General features: G+C 72.4%; 14 protein-coding genes and 1 pseudogene. 7 read left to right on the top strand and 8 right to left on the bottom strand.

Translation table 11 applies throughout. From position 1 onward, the window contains the following. The first annotated feature begins 223 nt into the window (after positions 1 to 223). Positions 224 to 1,363 (top strand): NAD(P)/FAD-dependent oxidoreductase, encoded by a 1,140-nt coding sequence (locus AC5L3X_RS16320; protein WP_494857735.1) that lies wholly within the window; start codon positions 224 to 226, stop codon positions 1,361 to 1,363. Between the two features lie 18 nt (positions 1,364 to 1,381). Here AC5L3X_RS16320 and AC5L3X_RS16315 read toward each other — a convergent pair whose 3' ends face one another. The 4 genes from AC5L3X_RS16315 to AC5L3X_RS16300 all read right to left on the bottom strand — a co-directional run bounded on the left by AC5L3X_RS16315 (position 1,382) and on the right by AC5L3X_RS16300 (position 4,396). After that, positions 1,382 to 2,074: a DUF998 domain-containing protein gene (locus AC5L3X_RS16315; RefSeq protein ID WP_494857733.1), complete on the bottom strand. Its 693-nt coding sequence runs from the start codon at positions 2,072 to 2,074 to the stop codon at positions 1,382 to 1,384. A gap of 166 nt (positions 2,075 to 2,240) precedes the next feature. Continuing rightward, entirely contained in the window at positions 2,241 to 3,509 is a 1,269-nt protein-coding gene (locus tag AC5L3X_RS16310; RefSeq protein ID WP_494857731.1) for an RNA polymerase sigma factor, read from the bottom strand. A gap of 6 nt (positions 3,510 to 3,515) precedes the next feature. Beyond that, entirely contained in the window at positions 3,516 to 3,857 is a 342-nt protein-coding gene (locus AC5L3X_RS16305) for a YciI family protein (RefSeq protein WP_494857810.1), read from the bottom strand. Positions 3,858 to 4,030: 173 nt separating this feature from the next. Then, positions 4,031 to 4,396 (bottom strand): YybH family protein, encoded by a 366-nt coding sequence (locus tag AC5L3X_RS16300; RefSeq protein WP_494857730.1) that lies wholly within the window; start codon positions 4,394 to 4,396, stop codon positions 4,031 to 4,033. A 92-nt stretch (positions 4,397 to 4,488) separates the two neighbouring features. Between AC5L3X_RS16300 and AC5L3X_RS16295 the strand changes: the two genes are divergently transcribed. After that, entirely contained in the window at positions 4,489 to 5,370 is an 882-nt protein-coding gene (locus tag AC5L3X_RS16295) for a LysR family transcriptional regulator (protein ID WP_494857728.1), read from the top strand. A 796-nt stretch (positions 5,371 to 6,166) separates the two neighbouring features. Here the strand turns inward: AC5L3X_RS16295 and AC5L3X_RS16290 are convergent. Then, positions 6,167 to 7,375 (bottom strand): annotated as a pseudogene (locus tag AC5L3X_RS16290) (RNA polymerase sigma factor); the annotation flags it as partial. A 90-nt stretch (positions 7,376 to 7,465) separates the two neighbouring features. After that, complete coding sequence (locus tag AC5L3X_RS16285) at positions 7,466 to 7,798, bottom strand: YciI family protein (RefSeq protein ID WP_494857727.1); 333 nt, start codon at positions 7,796 to 7,798, stop codon at positions 7,466 to 7,468. Between the two features lie 310 nt (positions 7,799 to 8,108). On the opposite strand from AC5L3X_RS16285, the gene AC5L3X_RS16280 reads away from it, so the two are divergent. The 3 genes from AC5L3X_RS16280 (at position 8,109) to AC5L3X_RS16270 (ending at position 9,913) form a co-directional block, all read left to right on the top strand. Beyond that, positions 8,109 to 8,759: a DUF998 domain-containing protein gene (locus AC5L3X_RS16280; protein ID WP_494857726.1), complete on the top strand. Its 651-nt coding sequence runs from the start codon at positions 8,109 to 8,111 to the stop codon at positions 8,757 to 8,759. Positions 8,760 to 8,889: 130 nt separating this feature from the next. Further along, complete coding sequence (locus AC5L3X_RS16275; protein ID WP_494857724.1) at positions 8,890 to 9,723, top strand: SAM-dependent methyltransferase; 834 nt, start codon at positions 8,890 to 8,892, stop codon at positions 9,721 to 9,723. 34 nt (positions 9,724 to 9,757) lie between these two features. Further along, positions 9,758 to 9,913, top strand: a complete 156-nt coding sequence (locus tag AC5L3X_RS16270; protein WP_494857722.1) for a hypothetical protein — start codon at positions 9,758 to 9,760, stop codon at positions 9,911 to 9,913. Between the two features lie 100 nt (positions 9,914 to 10,013). On the opposite strand, the gene AC5L3X_RS16265 is transcribed toward AC5L3X_RS16270, so the two are convergent. Beyond that, the gene (locus AC5L3X_RS16265) at positions 10,014 to 11,198 is read right to left on the bottom strand and encodes a hypothetical protein (RefSeq protein WP_494857720.1); all 1,185 of its coding nucleotides are present in this window, start codon (positions 11,196 to 11,198) and stop codon (positions 10,014 to 10,016) included. Between the two features lie 112 nt (positions 11,199 to 11,310). Continuing rightward, positions 11,311 to 12,942: a dolichyl-phosphate-mannose--protein mannosyltransferase gene (locus AC5L3X_RS16260; protein WP_494857718.1), complete on the bottom strand. Its 1,632-nt coding sequence runs from the start codon at positions 12,940 to 12,942 to the stop codon at positions 11,311 to 11,313. A 57-nt stretch (positions 12,943 to 12,999) separates the two neighbouring features. Here AC5L3X_RS16260 and rsmI point away from each other — a divergent pair, with 57 nt between their 5' ends. Both rsmI and AC5L3X_RS16250 read left to right on the top strand, forming a co-directional pair. Beyond that, entirely contained in the window at positions 13,000 to 13,869 is an 870-nt protein-coding gene (rsmI, locus tag AC5L3X_RS16255) for a 16S rRNA (cytidine(1402)-2'-O)-methyltransferase (RefSeq protein ID WP_494857716.1), read from the top strand. Between the two features lie 53 nt (positions 13,870 to 13,922). Further along, positions 13,923 to 15,467 (top strand): dolichyl-phosphate-mannose--protein mannosyltransferase, encoded by a 1,545-nt coding sequence (locus AC5L3X_RS16250; protein ID WP_494857714.1) that lies wholly within the window; start codon positions 13,923 to 13,925, stop codon positions 15,465 to 15,467. Positions 15,468 to 15,470 lie beyond the last annotated feature (3 nt).

Below are 15,470 nucleotides of genomic sequence, written 5' to 3'. Positions count from 1 at the left end.
CGCGCGCCGGCCTCGACGGCGGGCCGGCTCTCCTCACCATGATGGTGGTGGCGGGAGCGAACCAGGAAGAAGGGGTAGAGGACGAAGTTCAGCCAGCCGCCGGAGGCAACGACCGAGGCCTCGATCGAGATCCGGGGTCGAGTGTGGCGGCGGTGTGGAGGTATGGGGCAGGTAGCGTGCAATCCGTGGCGCCGACGGGGCAGCGCTCCTAGCGTCGCAAGGTATGCGGACAGTGGACGTCCTGGTGGTGGGTGCGGGCCTGGCCGGCCTGCGCACGGCACTCCTGCTCGCGCGGCGCGAGCTGAACGTGATGGTGGTCGACCGCCGCAGGTCGCTGTCGGCGGGCATCCGCACGACGGGGATCTTCGTACGCCGCACTCTCGATGACTTCGACCTGCCGGAGCACCTGCTCGGGCCGTGTATCCGGGACGTGCTGCTGTATCCGCCGTCGCGGCGGGCGCCGATCCGGCTCACCAGCGACCGGGACGAGTACCGGGTGGCCGACATGGCGGCCGTATACGAGCACGCGCGTCACGAGGCGGAGTCGGCCGGGGCGCGGGTCCTCCTGGGCGTACGGTATGTCGGCGCGTCGAACGGTTTCGTACGGCTCGCGGGTGCGGAGCCGGTGATGGCCCGGTTCGTCATCGGCGCCGACGGCCCCCGCTCGCGGGTGGCCCGCGATCTCGGCCTCGACGTCAACCGGCGCTTCCTCGTCGGTGCCGAGATCGTCCACGCGATCGAGTCGGGCGCGAGCGTCCCGGCGTTCCACTGCGTGCTGGACCCACGGGTCGCTCCCGGGTACCTGGGCTGGGTCATCGACGACGGCCGGCACGCGCATGTCGGCGTCGCGGGATATCCGAACGCGATGCGCACCGGTCTCCGCCACCTGCTGGACGCCTTCGCCGCGGACGCGCCCGGCCGGGTGACGCCGGCCGGTCCGGTCGAGCGTCGAGGTGGTCCGATCCCGGTAGGCGGGGTGCTGCGACGGTTGGCGTGCCCCGCCGGGCTGCTCGTCGGAGACGCGGCGGGCGCGGTGTCGCCGCTGACGGCCGGTGGGCTGGACCCCTGCCTGCGCATGTCCGAGCTGGCCGCGGCGGTCACCGCCGGCTACCTGCGTACCGGTGACCAACGCCTGCTCAGCCGGTACGACGGGAACACGTTGCGGGCCAAATTCCGAGGACGGCTCTGGCTGCGCCGCGTGTTCGCCGGCATCCGATCCCCCGCTGCGGCGGAGGCGGCGGTGACCGTGCTGCGGGGGCGTGCCGGTCGTGCCTTGGCGGCCCGCGTCCTGTTCGGCGACGGCTCGTTTCCCGAAGTCGACCCACGGCTCGCGGACCTGGCGACCGGCCACCCTCGCCGGTGACGCCGACCGGCTCGCCGATCACGTCGTGCTGCTCGTCGTACCGGTCTGGGCGGGGGTCTCGGCGCGCAACCGGCAGGAGATGGCGACGAGCCAGCTGGAGATGATCACCGCGCCGGCGGCGAAGCGCAGGCTCGCGCTGTCCTCGCTCCACGGCGGGACCGTGAGAACGAAGGTGGTGATGCCGGCGGCGGCGCTGTACGCCGACCAGCCGCGCCGTCCTTGGCCGGCGAACCGCCGGGCGAACACGAGACCGGCCGCGATCAGGGACAGGAACGCCGCGGCGGCGAAGACCGTGTGCAGGGCGCTGTTCACGCTGAGGTGCTCGGGCACGCCCTCGGGGGCGCCGACCGGCCAGCCCAGGGCGGGGTCGGGGGCGAAGAGTCCGCCGCCGATCATTCCCATGCCGTAGACGCCGACCAGAGCCGGCCCGAACCTGCTCGCCCGTCCGGGACGCAGCGTTCGCCGGAGGCCGACCGCGAAGAGGATGGCCAGCAGGCCAGTGACCACGAAGTTCGCGACCTGGATCCAGCCGAGGTCGCCGAGGGTCAGCGAGCTCAGCGCGTGCCGGGGGAGGTCGAAGCCGTCGCGGGTGAAGGCCTGCGCGAACGAGGTCACGGGGAAGAGCACCCCGGCGACCGCGCCGCAGCTCAGCAGGAGCGCGGTTCGGTGGTGGTGGGTGGGCTTGATGCCCGTGGAGGAGGTCGCGGTCATGTGCTCGGTCCTTTCACGACAGGGGCGTCCCGTGTGGTGGCTCCGTACGGCATGACTACGAACGGGAAACGGCCGGATGGACACGGCGTCCGCAGACGCACTGAACGGGAAGCGGCCCGATGGACACGCGTCCGCGGATTCACCCGCGCTCGGCCGGGTCGCGGAGTCAGGCGCCGGGCTGCTCGACCGCGTGCAGCCTGCGGCGCAGGTGGGCGCGCTCGGGCTCGGCGCCGGCCAGGCCGAGCGCCTCCCGGTACGCCGCCGCGGCCTCGGTGAGCCGGCCGACCCGGTGCAGCAGATCGGCCCGCGCCGTCGGGTAGGGGGCGTAGCCGCGCAGCGCCGGCTCGTCGGCCAGTTCGTCCAGCAGCGCCAGCCCGGCCTCCGGTCCGTCGCGCATCGCGACCGCCGCGGCCCGGTTCAGCGCGACGACGGGAGACGGCGTCAGCGTGAGCAGCACGTCGTAGAGCGCGACGATCTGCGGCCAGTCGGTGGTGGCGAGGGTCGCGGCCTCGTTGTGCAGGGCGGCGATCGCGGCCTGTACGCCGTACGGGCCCGGGAGGCCGCCGGTCAGGGCGGGCGGCACCAGGCCACGGCCCTCTTCGATCATCGTGCGGTCCCAGCGGCCGCGGTCCTGCTCGTCGAGCAGCACCAGCTCGCCGTCCGGGCCGGTCCGGGCGTCGCGCCGGGCGTGGATCAGCAGCATCAGCCCGAGCAGCCCGGCGACCTCCCGTTCGGCGGGCATCAGCCGGCGCAGGATCCGGCCCAGCCGGATGGCCTCCTCGGCGAGGTCCAGCCGCTGGAGGCGCGGGCCCGAACTGGCCGCGTACCCTTCGGTGAAGATCGAGTACACCACCTGGAGCACGCCCGGCAGCCGCTCCGGTAGCTCGTCCGCGCCGGGCACCCGGAACGGGATCCGGGCCTCGCGGATCTTCTTCTTCGCCCGGACGATCCGTTTGGCCATCGTCGCCTGCGGGACGAGATAGGCCCGCGCCACCTCGGGGGTGGTCAGCCCGGCCAGGCAGCGCAGCGTCAGCGCGCCGCGGTCCTCGGCGGGCAGAGCCGGATGAGCGCAGGTGAAGAACAACTGCAGTCGCTCGTCCGGCAGGTCACCCTGGGCCACGTCCACGGTCGGCGCCGCCCGTTCGGCCTCCACCTGGAGGATGGCCAGCCGGGCGGCGAACGCCTGGTCGCGGCGGAGCCGGTCGACCGCCTTGCGGCGCGCCGTGGTCATCAGCCAGGCCCCCGGCTTGGGCGGGACGCCGTCGACCGGCCAGCGGGTCAGCGCCGCCTCGATCGCGTCGGAGGTGACCTCCTCGGCCAGATCGAGGTCGCCGAAGCGGCGGACCAGGGCGGCGAGCAGCCGGCCGTGTTCCTCACGGAACACCGCCTCGACGGACGCCACCGGCGCCCCGCCGCCGGCGGCCCGGTCGCCCATGGGGCCTCAGCCGCCGAACTCGGCGACGGGCCGCACCACGACCGAGCCGCCGCCGCGCGCCCCGGGGCAGCGGGCGGCCCAGTCCAGCGCGACGTCCAGGTCGGGCACGTCGATGACGTAGAAGCCGCCGAGGATCTCGCGGGTCTCGGCGAACGGGCCATCCGTCACCGTCCGCCCGCCGTCCCGGCCGACGCGCACCGCCGTGGCGGTGACCAGGTCCGCCAGCGACTCTCCGGAGACCCAGATCCCCGCCTCCCGCATCTCCTTGTCGTAGGCGATCCAGTCCTCGACGGTGCACTCGTCGGCGGCGTCGGCCGTCTCGGCGGACGCACTCTGGATCAGCAACATGTACTTCACGATCGCACTCCTGTCCGGGTGTGGCGTGTGCGGCGGTCTCGCCGTACGACATCACCACGAATGGGACACGGCTAGATGGACACGTTCGCGAAGAATACTGCTACGACCTGACACCGGCACCTTCTGCTCTCCTGCCGAGACCCGCCGCGACCTGCGGAGATCGGTCAGTGGCTGGGAGGGACGAACTCGGGCTGGTCGAGCAGGCGCAGCCAGCTCCCGTCCGGTTGGCGCCGGACGACCTGCGCGCGGGCGCCGCTCCCGTCCTTGGGCGGCGTCGAGGTGAGCGCGATGTCGCCGCTGATCAACGTCGGCAGCGGTTGTTCCGGCTCGAAGCGGGGACGGTCGGCCAGCACCTTCTCCCACAGGGCGCGGATCGCCTCGCGGCCCACCGTCTGGCCGCCGGGCGGGTAGGCGAGCACCGCGTCCTGCTCGTACAGTGCGGCGACTCCGGCCGCGTCACCGGCGTTGGACCGCTCGACGAACAGTCGGGTGATGTCTTCGGGCCGCATGGCCTTCTCGTACTCCGGCATGGCTTCCTCCTGATCTGTCGGTCCTTTCAGCCTGGTTCACCTGCGACTAGAAGTCCAACAGATGATTCTGCTGGAAGCTAGAATCCATGGTTATGGATCTGAGGCAGTTGGAATACTTCGTGGCGGTCGCCGAGGAGCGGAGCTTCACCAGGGCGGCCGAGCGGGTGCACATCAGTCAGTCCGGCGTCAGCGCCCAGATCCGCCGGCTCGAACACGAGCTCGGCGCCACGCTCTTCGACCGGGCTGCCCGCGCCGCCACCCTCACCGTCGCGGGCAAGGCCGCCCTCCAGCACGCCCGCGACGCGCTCGCCGCCGCCGATGCGCTTCGCCAAGCGGTGGGCGAGGTGACCGGCCTGATCCGGGGCCGGCTCTCGATCGGGATGGTCATCGGCTGCACGATCACACCGCTGTTCGACGCGCTCGCCGCGTTCCACCGGGCGCATCCCGGTGTCGAGATCTCGCTACGGGAGGACAACTCCGACCGGCTCGTCGAGGGCGTTCGCGCCGGCACCCTCGACCTGGCGCTCATCGGCACCGCGACCGCCGCTCCCGACGGCCTGGACGCGTTGACGATCATCAGCGAGCGGCTCGTCGCGGTGGTCCCGGCCACGCATCCCCTGGCGCGCGGCGACCGGGTCACCCTGGCCGAGCTGGAGCCCCATCCGATCGTGTGCATGCCACCGGGCACCGGCCTGCGCGCCGTGTTCGACCAGGCCTGCGCGGCGCGGAACCGGCACCCGGTGATCGCGCTGCAGGCCAGCGCGGGCGACGCCATCGCCGACCTCGCCGCTCGCGGGCTCGGCGTCGGCATCCTGAGCGAGTCGATGGCCGCCCGCTACCGCGACCGGCTCACCGCCCGCACCATCGATGACGTCGAAACACCCGCACTGCTCGCGCTGATCTGGAAGGACACGCGCAATCCCGCCGTACGTGAGCTGCTCTCGTACGGCCGGCGCGCATTCACGGAGCACTGATCAGTCTCGTACGATGCGCGGCCTGCGGCTTCTTGAAGTCGTCGAGGGTCGCCGGTCATCGGCTGCGAAGCTGGCTGAGCGTGTGGCCGGTGGCCTGCTTGAACAGGTATTCGGCCCGCTCGTACGAGAGCCTGCGACGGCCGGTCTCCGGGCACAGGTCGGCCGGAGCGGGCCGACGGCCGGGGCCGGGCCTGCGGTCCGACAGGAACAGGGGGCCACGGCGGCGGCCCGCGACGAGGCCGGGCAGGAGCTCGGCGGTGCCGGACCGCCAGCTGATCCAGCGGGACCCGGCGGCCGTCTTCCCGCGCCGACCGGCCAGGTCGAGGTCCTCGACGTTGAGGGCGAGCACCGAGCCGACCGGCGCCGCGCTCTCGTGCAGCATCAGCCAGAGCGCGCGTTCGCGCAGGCCGAGACCGGGGCGCTGCCACAGCGCGGCGAGGCGCGGCGGCTCGATGGGACGGGTGCGGCCACGGGGCTCGGAGCGGCGGATCAGCCCGGCCGCCAGATCGCCGGACAGGAGACCGTGCGCGCCGGCCCAGGCGGAGAAGGAGCGGATGGCGCCCCGGTGCCGGTTCCACGTGGCGGCGGCGGCGTCTCCCCACGCGGACGCGAAGATCTCGGTGACCCGTGCCGCGTGCACGCCGCGCAGCGGGAGGTCGTCGCCCAGCTCGCGGCGGAGCCGGCCCAGGGTCTGCCCGTAGGAGCGGACGGTCGCAGGGTCCAGCTCGGCCCGGCCCAGGAAGGCGGTCGCGGCCTCGGCCAGGGTGCCGCCCACCTCGGGGACGGCCGCGGCGGCGCAGGTCGCGGCGCGGTCGAGCAGGATCGTACGCTCGGGCAGGTTGAGGGTGAGAGCCGCGGCCCGCTCGAACTCCCGCCTGGCCTCCTCGTGCCGGCCGAGCCTGGCCAGCAGGTCGCCGCGCACGCTGGGCAGGCGGTGATAGCCCTTGAGTGCCGGCTCGGCGAGCAGGGTGTCGGCCAGCTCCAGGCCGGCCTCGGGGCCGTGGGCCATGGCCAGCGCGACCGCCCGGTTGAGCTGCACGACCGGCGTGGGCAGCACCTGGGCGAGCAGCGCGTAGAGGGCGGCGATCTGCTCCCAGTCGGTCTCCTCCGCACTGCGGGCCCGCGCGTGGCAGGCGGCGATGGCGGCCTGCAGCACGTAGGGGCCGAGGGGGCCGCCGGCCTGCCTGGCGCGCAGCAGGGCGGTGAAGCCGCGGCGGACGAGCAGCAGGTCCCAGCGACCGCGGTTCTGCTCGTGCAGCGCGATCGGCTGACCCTCCGGCCCGGTGCGGGCGGCTGACCGTGACGCCTGGAGCTCCATCAGGGCGACCAGGCCGTGCACCTCGGCCTCGTCAGGCGCGAGCCGGGCCAGCAGGCGACCCAGGCGCAGCGCCTCGTGGCAGAGGTCGTGACGGATCCAGTCGTCGCCGGCGGTGGCCGTGTAGCCCTCGTTGAACACCAGATAGATGACCTCGAGCACCGACGACAGGCGGACGGCCCGGTCCGGCCCTGCCGGGACCTCGAAGGGCACCTTGAGGTCGGCGAGCGTGCGCTTGGCCCGGACCACGCGCTGCGCGACGGTCGGCTCGGCGACCAGGAACGCCCGCGCGATCTCCTCGGTACGCAGGCCGCCGAGCAGCCGCAACGTCAGAGCCACCCGGGCGTCGTGGGACAGGGCCGGGTGGCAGGAGACGAACATCAGGCGCAGCACGTCGTCGCCCACGTCGTCGTCCAGCGCCGCGTCGAGGTCGGCCTCGGCGGTGTCCGGCCGGACGGCGAGCTCGTGCGCGAGCTGCTCGTGTCTGACATCGAGGCGCTGGTCGCGCCGCAGGTGGTCGATGGCGCGACGTTTGGCGACGGCCATGAGCCAGGCGCCCGGATTGCCGGGGGTGCCCGACGCGGGCCACTGTTCGAGGGCGGCGAGGAGCGCGTCCTGCGCGAGCTCCTCGGCCAGCCCCACGTCGCCCACCATCCGGACGAGCCCGGCGATGATCCTCGCCGACTCCATCCTCCAGACCGCGTCGACCGCGCGGTGGGTGTCTCCGGACGTCACGTGCTCGATGAGAGCATCCACCCGGTCGCGCACGCAACCCGCCGATCAGTCCTCCGGGCCGAAGACCTGCTGGATGTTGCCCTCGCCGGAGCCGACGACCTTCCAGAAGCGCCGGGAGAGCTCGATGGCTTCCTCCTGCGAGCGCGCCTCGATCAGCGCGAAGCTGACGATCGCCTCCTTCGCCTCGGCGAACGGCCCGTCGGTGATGGTCATCGTCCCGTCGGTGGCCGTGACGTGGACGCCCACCGGGTCCAGGCCGCCGGTCGCCAGCAGCACCCCGGCCTGGGTCATCTCCTCCACGAGCTTGGCCATCTCCGCGTAGACCGCCTCGTCCGGGGCCGCCGCGCCGTTGGCCTTGGTCGTCATCAGGAATCGCATCGTGGTGTCTCCTCGCGCTGGTCGGGGTGATCGGTCCGTGCCGATCTCTGGCTACGCATCGATCGGGCGCCGCGGAAATCGACACTAACCGTCCGACCAGGCCCTCCTCACCCGATGTGACAGGGAATGCAGTCTTCCGAGATGTGACAGGGAATGCAGGCCGAAGCACGTTCGCCCAGGTCGGAGGCGTGGAGGCGGGAGGTGTCGAGTCCGGACCGGTCCGTTCGACGCGTCAGCGAGGCCGGATGAAACCGGCCTCGGAACACGGGCAGCCGGCGGATCTCCCGCCCCCCGCGAAAGGACACACACCATGACCACCGTCCAGATCCACACCGCCACCCCGGCGACGCGCACCCTGCTCGCGGGCTCCGTCGTCGCCGCGCCGCTCTTCGCGGTCGTGTCGCTGACGCAGGCCTTCACCCGTGAGGGCTTCGACCTGCTGCGCCACCCCATCAGCATGCTGAGCACGGGCGACCTAGGCTGGCTGCAGATCGCCAACTTCCTGGTCAGCGGCGCTCTCACGGTCGCCGGGGCGATCGGGTTGCGCCGCGTCCTGCGCGGCACGCCCGGCGGGACGTGGGCGCCGAGGCTGGTCCTGGTCAACGGGGTGGCGATGGCCGCCGCGGGAGTCTTCGTCATGGACCCGGGCGACGGCTTCCCCGCCGGCACCCCGCTGGGCCAGACGGGCACGATGAGCTGGCTCGGCGTCATGCACATGGTCGCCGGCTCCATCGCGTTCACCGCGCTCATCGCCGCCTGCTTCGTCCTGGGCCGCCACTACTCCCGCGCCGGGCGTCCCGGGTTCGCCGCGGCCTCGCGGCTCGCCGGGCTGATCTTCGCCTTCGGTGACGGCTGGGCGATGGCGGGCGGGCGCGCCGGCTCCCTGACCCTGTGCGTCGGCGCGATCACCGCGATGGTGTGGATCGCCGTGGTCGCGGCGGATCAGCGGGCCAGGGCGTGAGACAGGCGGGTTCGCCGTCGCGCTCTGGGTGACGGAAGCGAAAAGCGCATTCCGGCGCGAGAAAGTAGGACTTATGATGATCGCTCCGTGTCCGCCTGAAAACGGACGACCGACCGGCAAAGGGGATCGCGTGAGCGACCAGGACCGTGTGCCCGCCGGGATCGACGCCCGCGTCCCGAGCGTCGCCCGCATGTACGACTACTACCTCGGCGGCAAGGACAACTTCGCGTCCGACCGGGAGGCGGCCGAGAAGGTCATCGAGATCGGCCGGCAGATGGGCAACGACGCGGGGGAGATCGCCCGGGCCAACCGCGCCTTCCTCGGCCGGGCCGTACGCCGGCTGGCCGAGGCGGGGGTGCGCCAGTTCGTCGACCTCGGCGCCGGGCTGCCGACCCAGGACAACGTGCACCAGGTGGCGCGGCGGCACGCGCCCGACGCGCGGGTGGTCTACGTGGACAACGACCCCATCGTGCTGATCCACGCCCGGGCGCTGCTCGCCCGTGACCCCCACACCATCGCCCTGCCCGGTGACCTCAGAGACCCCGACGCGATCTTGGATGATCCGCAGCTCCGCGCGCACATCGACCTCACGCGCCCGTACGCCGTGCTGATGGCCGCGGTGCTGCACTTCATCCCCGACGACGCCGAGGCGGCCGGGATCGTCCAGCGGATCCGCGATCGGCTGACCCCCGGCAGCTACCTCGTGGTGTCGCACATCTACCAGGGCGACGCCGCCGAGGACGTGGCCACGGCGGGCAAGCAGGTCTACACGACCACGACCTCGGGCGGCATCACGGGCCGCGGGCCCGACCAGCTCTCCGCCTACTTCGACGGCCTCGACCTGCTCCCGCCCGGTGTGGTGCCGGTGGCTCACTGGGACCCGGAGACGCCCCCGGCCTCGCCCGCCGACCTTGGCCGTCCGGGCATCCTGGCGGGCGTGGGGCGGGTCCCCGACGCCCGGTAGAGTTCCCTCCCGTACCTGTCGAGGGGGAGGTGTGGTGTCGAAGATCTCGATGATCGCGGCGGTGGCGGCCCTGGCCGCGCTGGTGCTCGCCTTCGTGGTCTCCGAGCCGCTGCTCGTCGCCGGGCTGTGCCTGTTCGCGCTGCTCTGCCTGGTCGGCTGGTACGTGCTGGAGCGCCGCGACCGATCCTGATCGGCGACCAGGGCCCCGGCCACCGCGTTCTGCGCGCCGCGATGGCCGGGTAGCGAGAGATACGCGGGCGGCGACCGCCCGGTTCAGTCGCGGGGCCCGGTCAGGTGGAGTTGACGTACTTGCGGGGCCGCAGGGCGTGCGCCCGGAGCGCCGCCAGCGAGGCCAGCTGTCCCACCCGGGTCATCCGGATCGCCAGCTCGTCGCCGAAGGCGAGTTCGAGCGCCGTGAGCTGCTCGACCAGATCCGCGACCGGCTTGGTGACGTCGTCGAGCCCGGTCCTCGGATGCCAGCCCTCGCCACCCACCACCTCGGCGACCCGCTCGCGCAGCTGGGCGGGCGACATCAGCACACCGTCGGCGAGCAGCATGAGCGCCGCCTCGCGGGCCGACACCTCGAACTCGTGCTCGCCCCGCGCCAGCAGCAGCCTGGTGACCGCCTCCCACATGGCCTCGGGCGAGTCGAGCAGCCGCCTGCCCTCAGGGGTGAGGGTCAGGGTGGCGCCGTCGCGGCTGAGCGCCGCCAGCTCGCGCTCGGCCAGCTCGCGCAGCCGCAGCGCCGCCGCTGAGGGGGCCAGTCGCATGGGGATGCTGGTCTCGGACGCGGCCAGCGCCAGCAGCCGGCGCAGGGCGGGGATCGGCTGGGCCTTCACCGGCGCGTGCAGCCGCACCTCGAACGGCTGGGCCAGCTCCCGCCTGGCGGGGCCGCGCCCCAGCACCCAGCGGTTGAGCCGCTCGCCGTGGACCCGGTGCAGCCAGTTGTCGCCGCCCAGGTCGGCCCGCGGCTGGGTGAGCCAGCGCCTGGTCAGCGCGACCCGGTCGACATCGTCGCCCGAGATGATGGCCAGCTCCAGGGCGGCCGAGCAGGCGATGTGGGCGCCCAGCTCCTCGGGCCCCATGATCATGCTCCACTGCAGGTCGGGCACGTTGGGAGGGAGCACTCCCGTGGCCTCCAGTGCCTCCTGGTAGGCCGCGGTGCCCGCGTCCTCGCCGTCGCGGGCGTACGTGCGCAGAATCCGCGTGGTCGTCGGTGACTCGCACAGCGCGGCGTAGCGCTGCATGCCCCCGAGCTGGAGCAGGCGGCCGAGCGAGCGGGCGAGCCGCTCGTGGTCGCCGCCGACCTTGAGCGGCAGGGTGTACCAGAGGAACTCGCAGACGTCGAGCTGGGTGACCGTCTCCAGGGGCTCGCCGCCTGTCAACCACTCGACGGCGGTCCTGGCCTCGTCGGCCAGGTCTGGATCGGAGCGCTCCAACTCAGCTAGGAGAGCGGTGACGTCTGGTGCACTCATGCCTCGAAGTTTGCCGTATCGACCCCGGGGCTGACGATGACCGAAACCGGTGCGTATTGGGTCTTGCACAGCAACTACCCTATGGAATCACTATGAGCGGACTGTAATCGGGCTAGATCCACCGTTTATCGAACAGCATCCTGGCCTTCCACTCGGTGTAGGGGATGAGCTCGGCGGTCAGGATCGGGTGGAGCCACCAGAAGTTGATCAACGCGAGGAGCGCGAACGCCCCGACGGCGGCGGCGCCCAGGGTGCGTCGCATGGGCAGGGGGCCGCCGAGGCTGTGCGTGGACGGTCCGATCAGCACCCCGGCGCAGAGGGTGATGGCCAGCACCATGAACGGCACCATCGGGATCGCGTAGAACAGGAACATCGTGCGGTTCTGGGCGATGGCGAAGTAGAACCAGGGCAGCCAGCCCATGGCGTAGGCCAGCAGGACGGCCCCGGCCCGCCAGTCGCGTGAGGCGACGTACCAGGCGATCAGCGCCACCAGCGCGGCGAGCGCGCCGAACCAGATCACCGGCGTGCCCACGCCCAGCACGGCCTCCGAGCAGTCCTTGGCCCCGCAGGTGTTGTCGCGGCCCTCGTAGTGGAAGGCCACGGGCCGCAGCAGCAGCGGCCACTGCCAGGGATCGGACATGTACGGATGGGAGGTCTCCAGCCCGTTGTGGAAGGAGAAGACCTGCCACTGGTACTGGATCCACGACCGCATCGAGTCGAAGAGGAAGAACCCCGGCCCGGACGAGGTGGCCTGCTCCCACTTACGGCCGTAACCCTCGGCGCTGACGAACCAGCCGATCCAGGTCGCCATGTACGTCACGAACGGCGCCATGACGAAGGCCGCCAGCCCGGTGGGCACGTCCTTGGAGAAGGCGCCCAGGTAGGGGTGACGCAGGCCGACGGCCCGGCGGGCGCCGAAGTCCCACAGCAGCGACATGATCGCGAACGCGACCGCGAAGAACAGCCCCGACCACTTGACGCCCATCGCCAGCCCGAGGCAGACGCCCGCGGCGATGCGCCACGGGCGCAGGCCCAGGTAGGGGCCCTGCGGGGTGAGCGGGGAGGTCTCGTACCAGTCGACCAGCCGCTCGCGCGCCCGGTCGCGGTCGGCCACCAGGCAGGCGAACGCGGCCAGCACCCAGAACATCAGGAAGATGTCGAGCAGCGCGGTCCGGGAGAGCACGAAGTGCAGCCCGTCGAGCGCAAGCAGGAACCCGGCCAAGCAGCCGAGCAGGGTCGAGCGGGTCATCCGGCGGGCGACACGGGCCAGCACGAGGATCGACAGCGTGCCGATGACCGCCGCGGCGAACCGCCAGCCGAACGGCGTCATGCCGAACAGCCACTCGCCCGCGCCGATCATCCACTTGCCGACCGGCGGATGGACCACGTAGGAGGCGCACTTGTCGAGGGCGTCGGCGGCGCACTTCTGCCAGATGTCGGTGTCGCCGGCCAGGATCGCCTTATCGGCGTCCTTGATCGTGACCCGCTCCACCAGCCACGTGATCAGGGAGTAGGCGTCCTTGGCGTAGTAGGTCTCGTCGAAGACGACGGCCTTCGGGTGGCCGAGGCCGGCGAAGCGCAGGACGCCGCCGAAGATCGTGACGATGATCGGCCCGAGCCAGCCCCACAACAGGCTGCCACGCATGGGCGGGACCATCCGGTCGCGCACGGATCGCGCCCGGGAATCGTTCTCGTCGGCCTTCGGCTTGCCGAAGGCTTGGTACGGGAAGTCGGTCACCGCCATTCGGACATCGTACGGGCCTCAGGCCGGTGGTTACCCAAGAAACACGGCCCAATCGGGATGCCCTGCCACAATGGTCCGGTGACGGATGAGGGCAGGTTGGTGCTGGCAGGGGCCCCGATAGGGCAGGTGGGCGATGTTTCGCCGAGACTGCGGGAGGCGCTGGCGAGCGCCGACGTGGTGGCCGCCGAGGACACCAGACGGCTGCGCAGGCTGGCCACGGAGCTGGGCGTGGAGATCGGCGGCTGGATCGTCTCCTACTACGACGCCAACGAGGCCGGGCGGGCCAAGGAGCTGCTCGAAAGCCTCAGGGAGGGCCGCACGGTGGTGGTCATCACCGACGCCGGGATGCCGGGCGTGTCCGACCCCGGCTACCGCCTGACCCACCTCGCGGTCGAGGCCGGCATCACGGTGACCGCGCTGCCGGGGCCGAGCGCCGTCACCACCGCCCTCGCGGTGTCCGGCCTGCCCAGCGACCGCTTCTGCTTCGAGGGCTTCCCGCCCCGCAAGGCGGGCGAGCGGGCCCGCCGCCTGGCGGCGCTGGCCGCCGAGGAGCGCACGATGGTCTTCTTCGAGGCGCCGCACCGGCTGCGCGACTCGCTGGCGGCGATGGCCGAGGCCTTCGGCCCCGACCGCCCGGCCGCCGTCTGCCGCGAGCTGACCAAGACCTACGAGGAGGTACGCCGGGGCGGCCTGGCCGAGCTGGCCGAATGGGCGGCGGCGGGCGTCAAGGGCGAGATCACGGTCGTGGTCGCCGGGCACGTCGCGGGCGAGACCGAGCCGGACGTGGCCGCGCTGGTGGCCGAGGTCGAGCGCCGCGTCGCCGCGGGCGAGCAGCGCAAGGCGGCCGTCGCCGAGGTCGCCAAGGGCTCGGGCATGCCCAAACGGGAGCTCTACGACGCGGTTCACAGAAGATCCCCCACGCCCTAAGGTTTCCCATCGTGAGGAACTGGGGGGTTTCACCGCAAAGGCTTGTGCCGCCGATGCAGGGAAGCGCCCTGTGGGGCTGGATCGGCCCGCTCCTCGTCACGATCTTCGGCGGCGTCCTGCGCTTCGTCCGGCTGGATCAGCCCCGGGCCGTCGTCTTCGACGAGACCTTCTACATCAAGGACGCCTACTCCCTCATCACCTACGGGGTCGAGCGGGTCACCCTGGGCGACACCAAGAATCCCATCGCCGACCGGCGCCTCCTCGCGGGCGACACCGACATCTGGAAGCACTGCCCCGAGGCCGCCGACTGCGCCGCGTTCGTCAGCCACCCGCCGCTCGGCAAGTGGATGATCGGCGCGGGCGAGTGGCTGTTCGGGATGACGCCCTTCGGCTGGCGGTTCGCCGCGGCGGTCGTCGGCACACTGTCGATCCTCATCCTGGCCCGCGTCGCCCGCCGGATGACCCGCTCGACCCTGCTCGGCTGCCTGGCCGGATTCCTGCTGGCCCTCGACGGGCTGCACCTGGTCCTGTCCCGGACCGCGCTGCTCGACATCTTCCTGATGTTCTGGGTGCTGGCCGCGTTCGCCTGCCTGGTGGCCGACCGCGACGCGGCGCGGCAGCGGCTGGTCGACTGGTACGAGACCTCCCCGCTGTCCCCGTGCGGCCCCCGGCTCGGGCTCCGGCCCTGGCGGATCGCCGCCGGGGTGTGCCTGGGCGCCGCGTGCGCGGTGAAGTGGTCGGGGGTCTTCTTCCTGATCGCCTTCGCCGTGCTGAGCCTGGTGTGGGACCTGGGCGCCAGGCGGGCCGTCGGGCTCCGCCGGCCGTACCAGGGCGTCTTCTCGCTGGACGTGCCCGGCGCGGCCGCGGCCCTCGGCCTGGCCCCCGTGGTGACGTTCGTGGCGACGTGGACGGGATGGTTCGTCACCGCCGACGGCTACGGGCGCGGCTGGGAGCAGGCCACCTCGTCAGGGCCGGTGTTCTTCGTGCTCGACTCGGCGCGGTCGTGGCTGAAGTACCAGACCGAAGTGCTCGGCTACCACACCGGCCTGGACGACTACCACCCGTACATGTCGGACCCCTGGACCTGGCCGCTGCTGCTCAGGCCGGTCTCCTTCCACTATCCGCCCGCCCTGCCGTCCTCGGTGTGTGGGGCCGACAAGTGCTCGCAGGCCGTGCTCGGCGTCGGCACCCCGGCGCTCTGGTACGCCGCCGGGCTGGCCCTGCTCGGCCTCGTCGCGTGGTACGTGGCCACCAGGGACTGGCGGGCGGGCGCGGTGCTGCTCGTGGCGGCGGCGGGCTGGCTGCCGTGGTTCTACTACGCCGTCGCCGACCACCGCACGATGTACCTCTTCTACATGATCCCCGTGGTGCCGTTCATGGTGCTGGCGCTCGTGCTGGTCGCGGGGCTGGCCATCGGGCGGCGGGACGCCCCGCCGGGACGCCGGGCCCTCGGCGCGGCGACCGTGGGAGCGCTGGCGCTCATCGTGCTGATCAACTTCGGGTGGCTCTACCCCGTGCTCGTCGCCGAGACGCTCACCCAGGCGGAGTGGTGGGCGCGGATGCTGATGCGCTCATGGGTCGTCCCCGCCCCCAAGTGACGT

This window comes from Nonomuraea sp. CX421 (genome assembly GCF_059358955.1).
The sequence above is the reverse complement of the archived record's forward strand: the minus strand, read 5'-3'. Positions and strand labels throughout refer to the sequence as shown.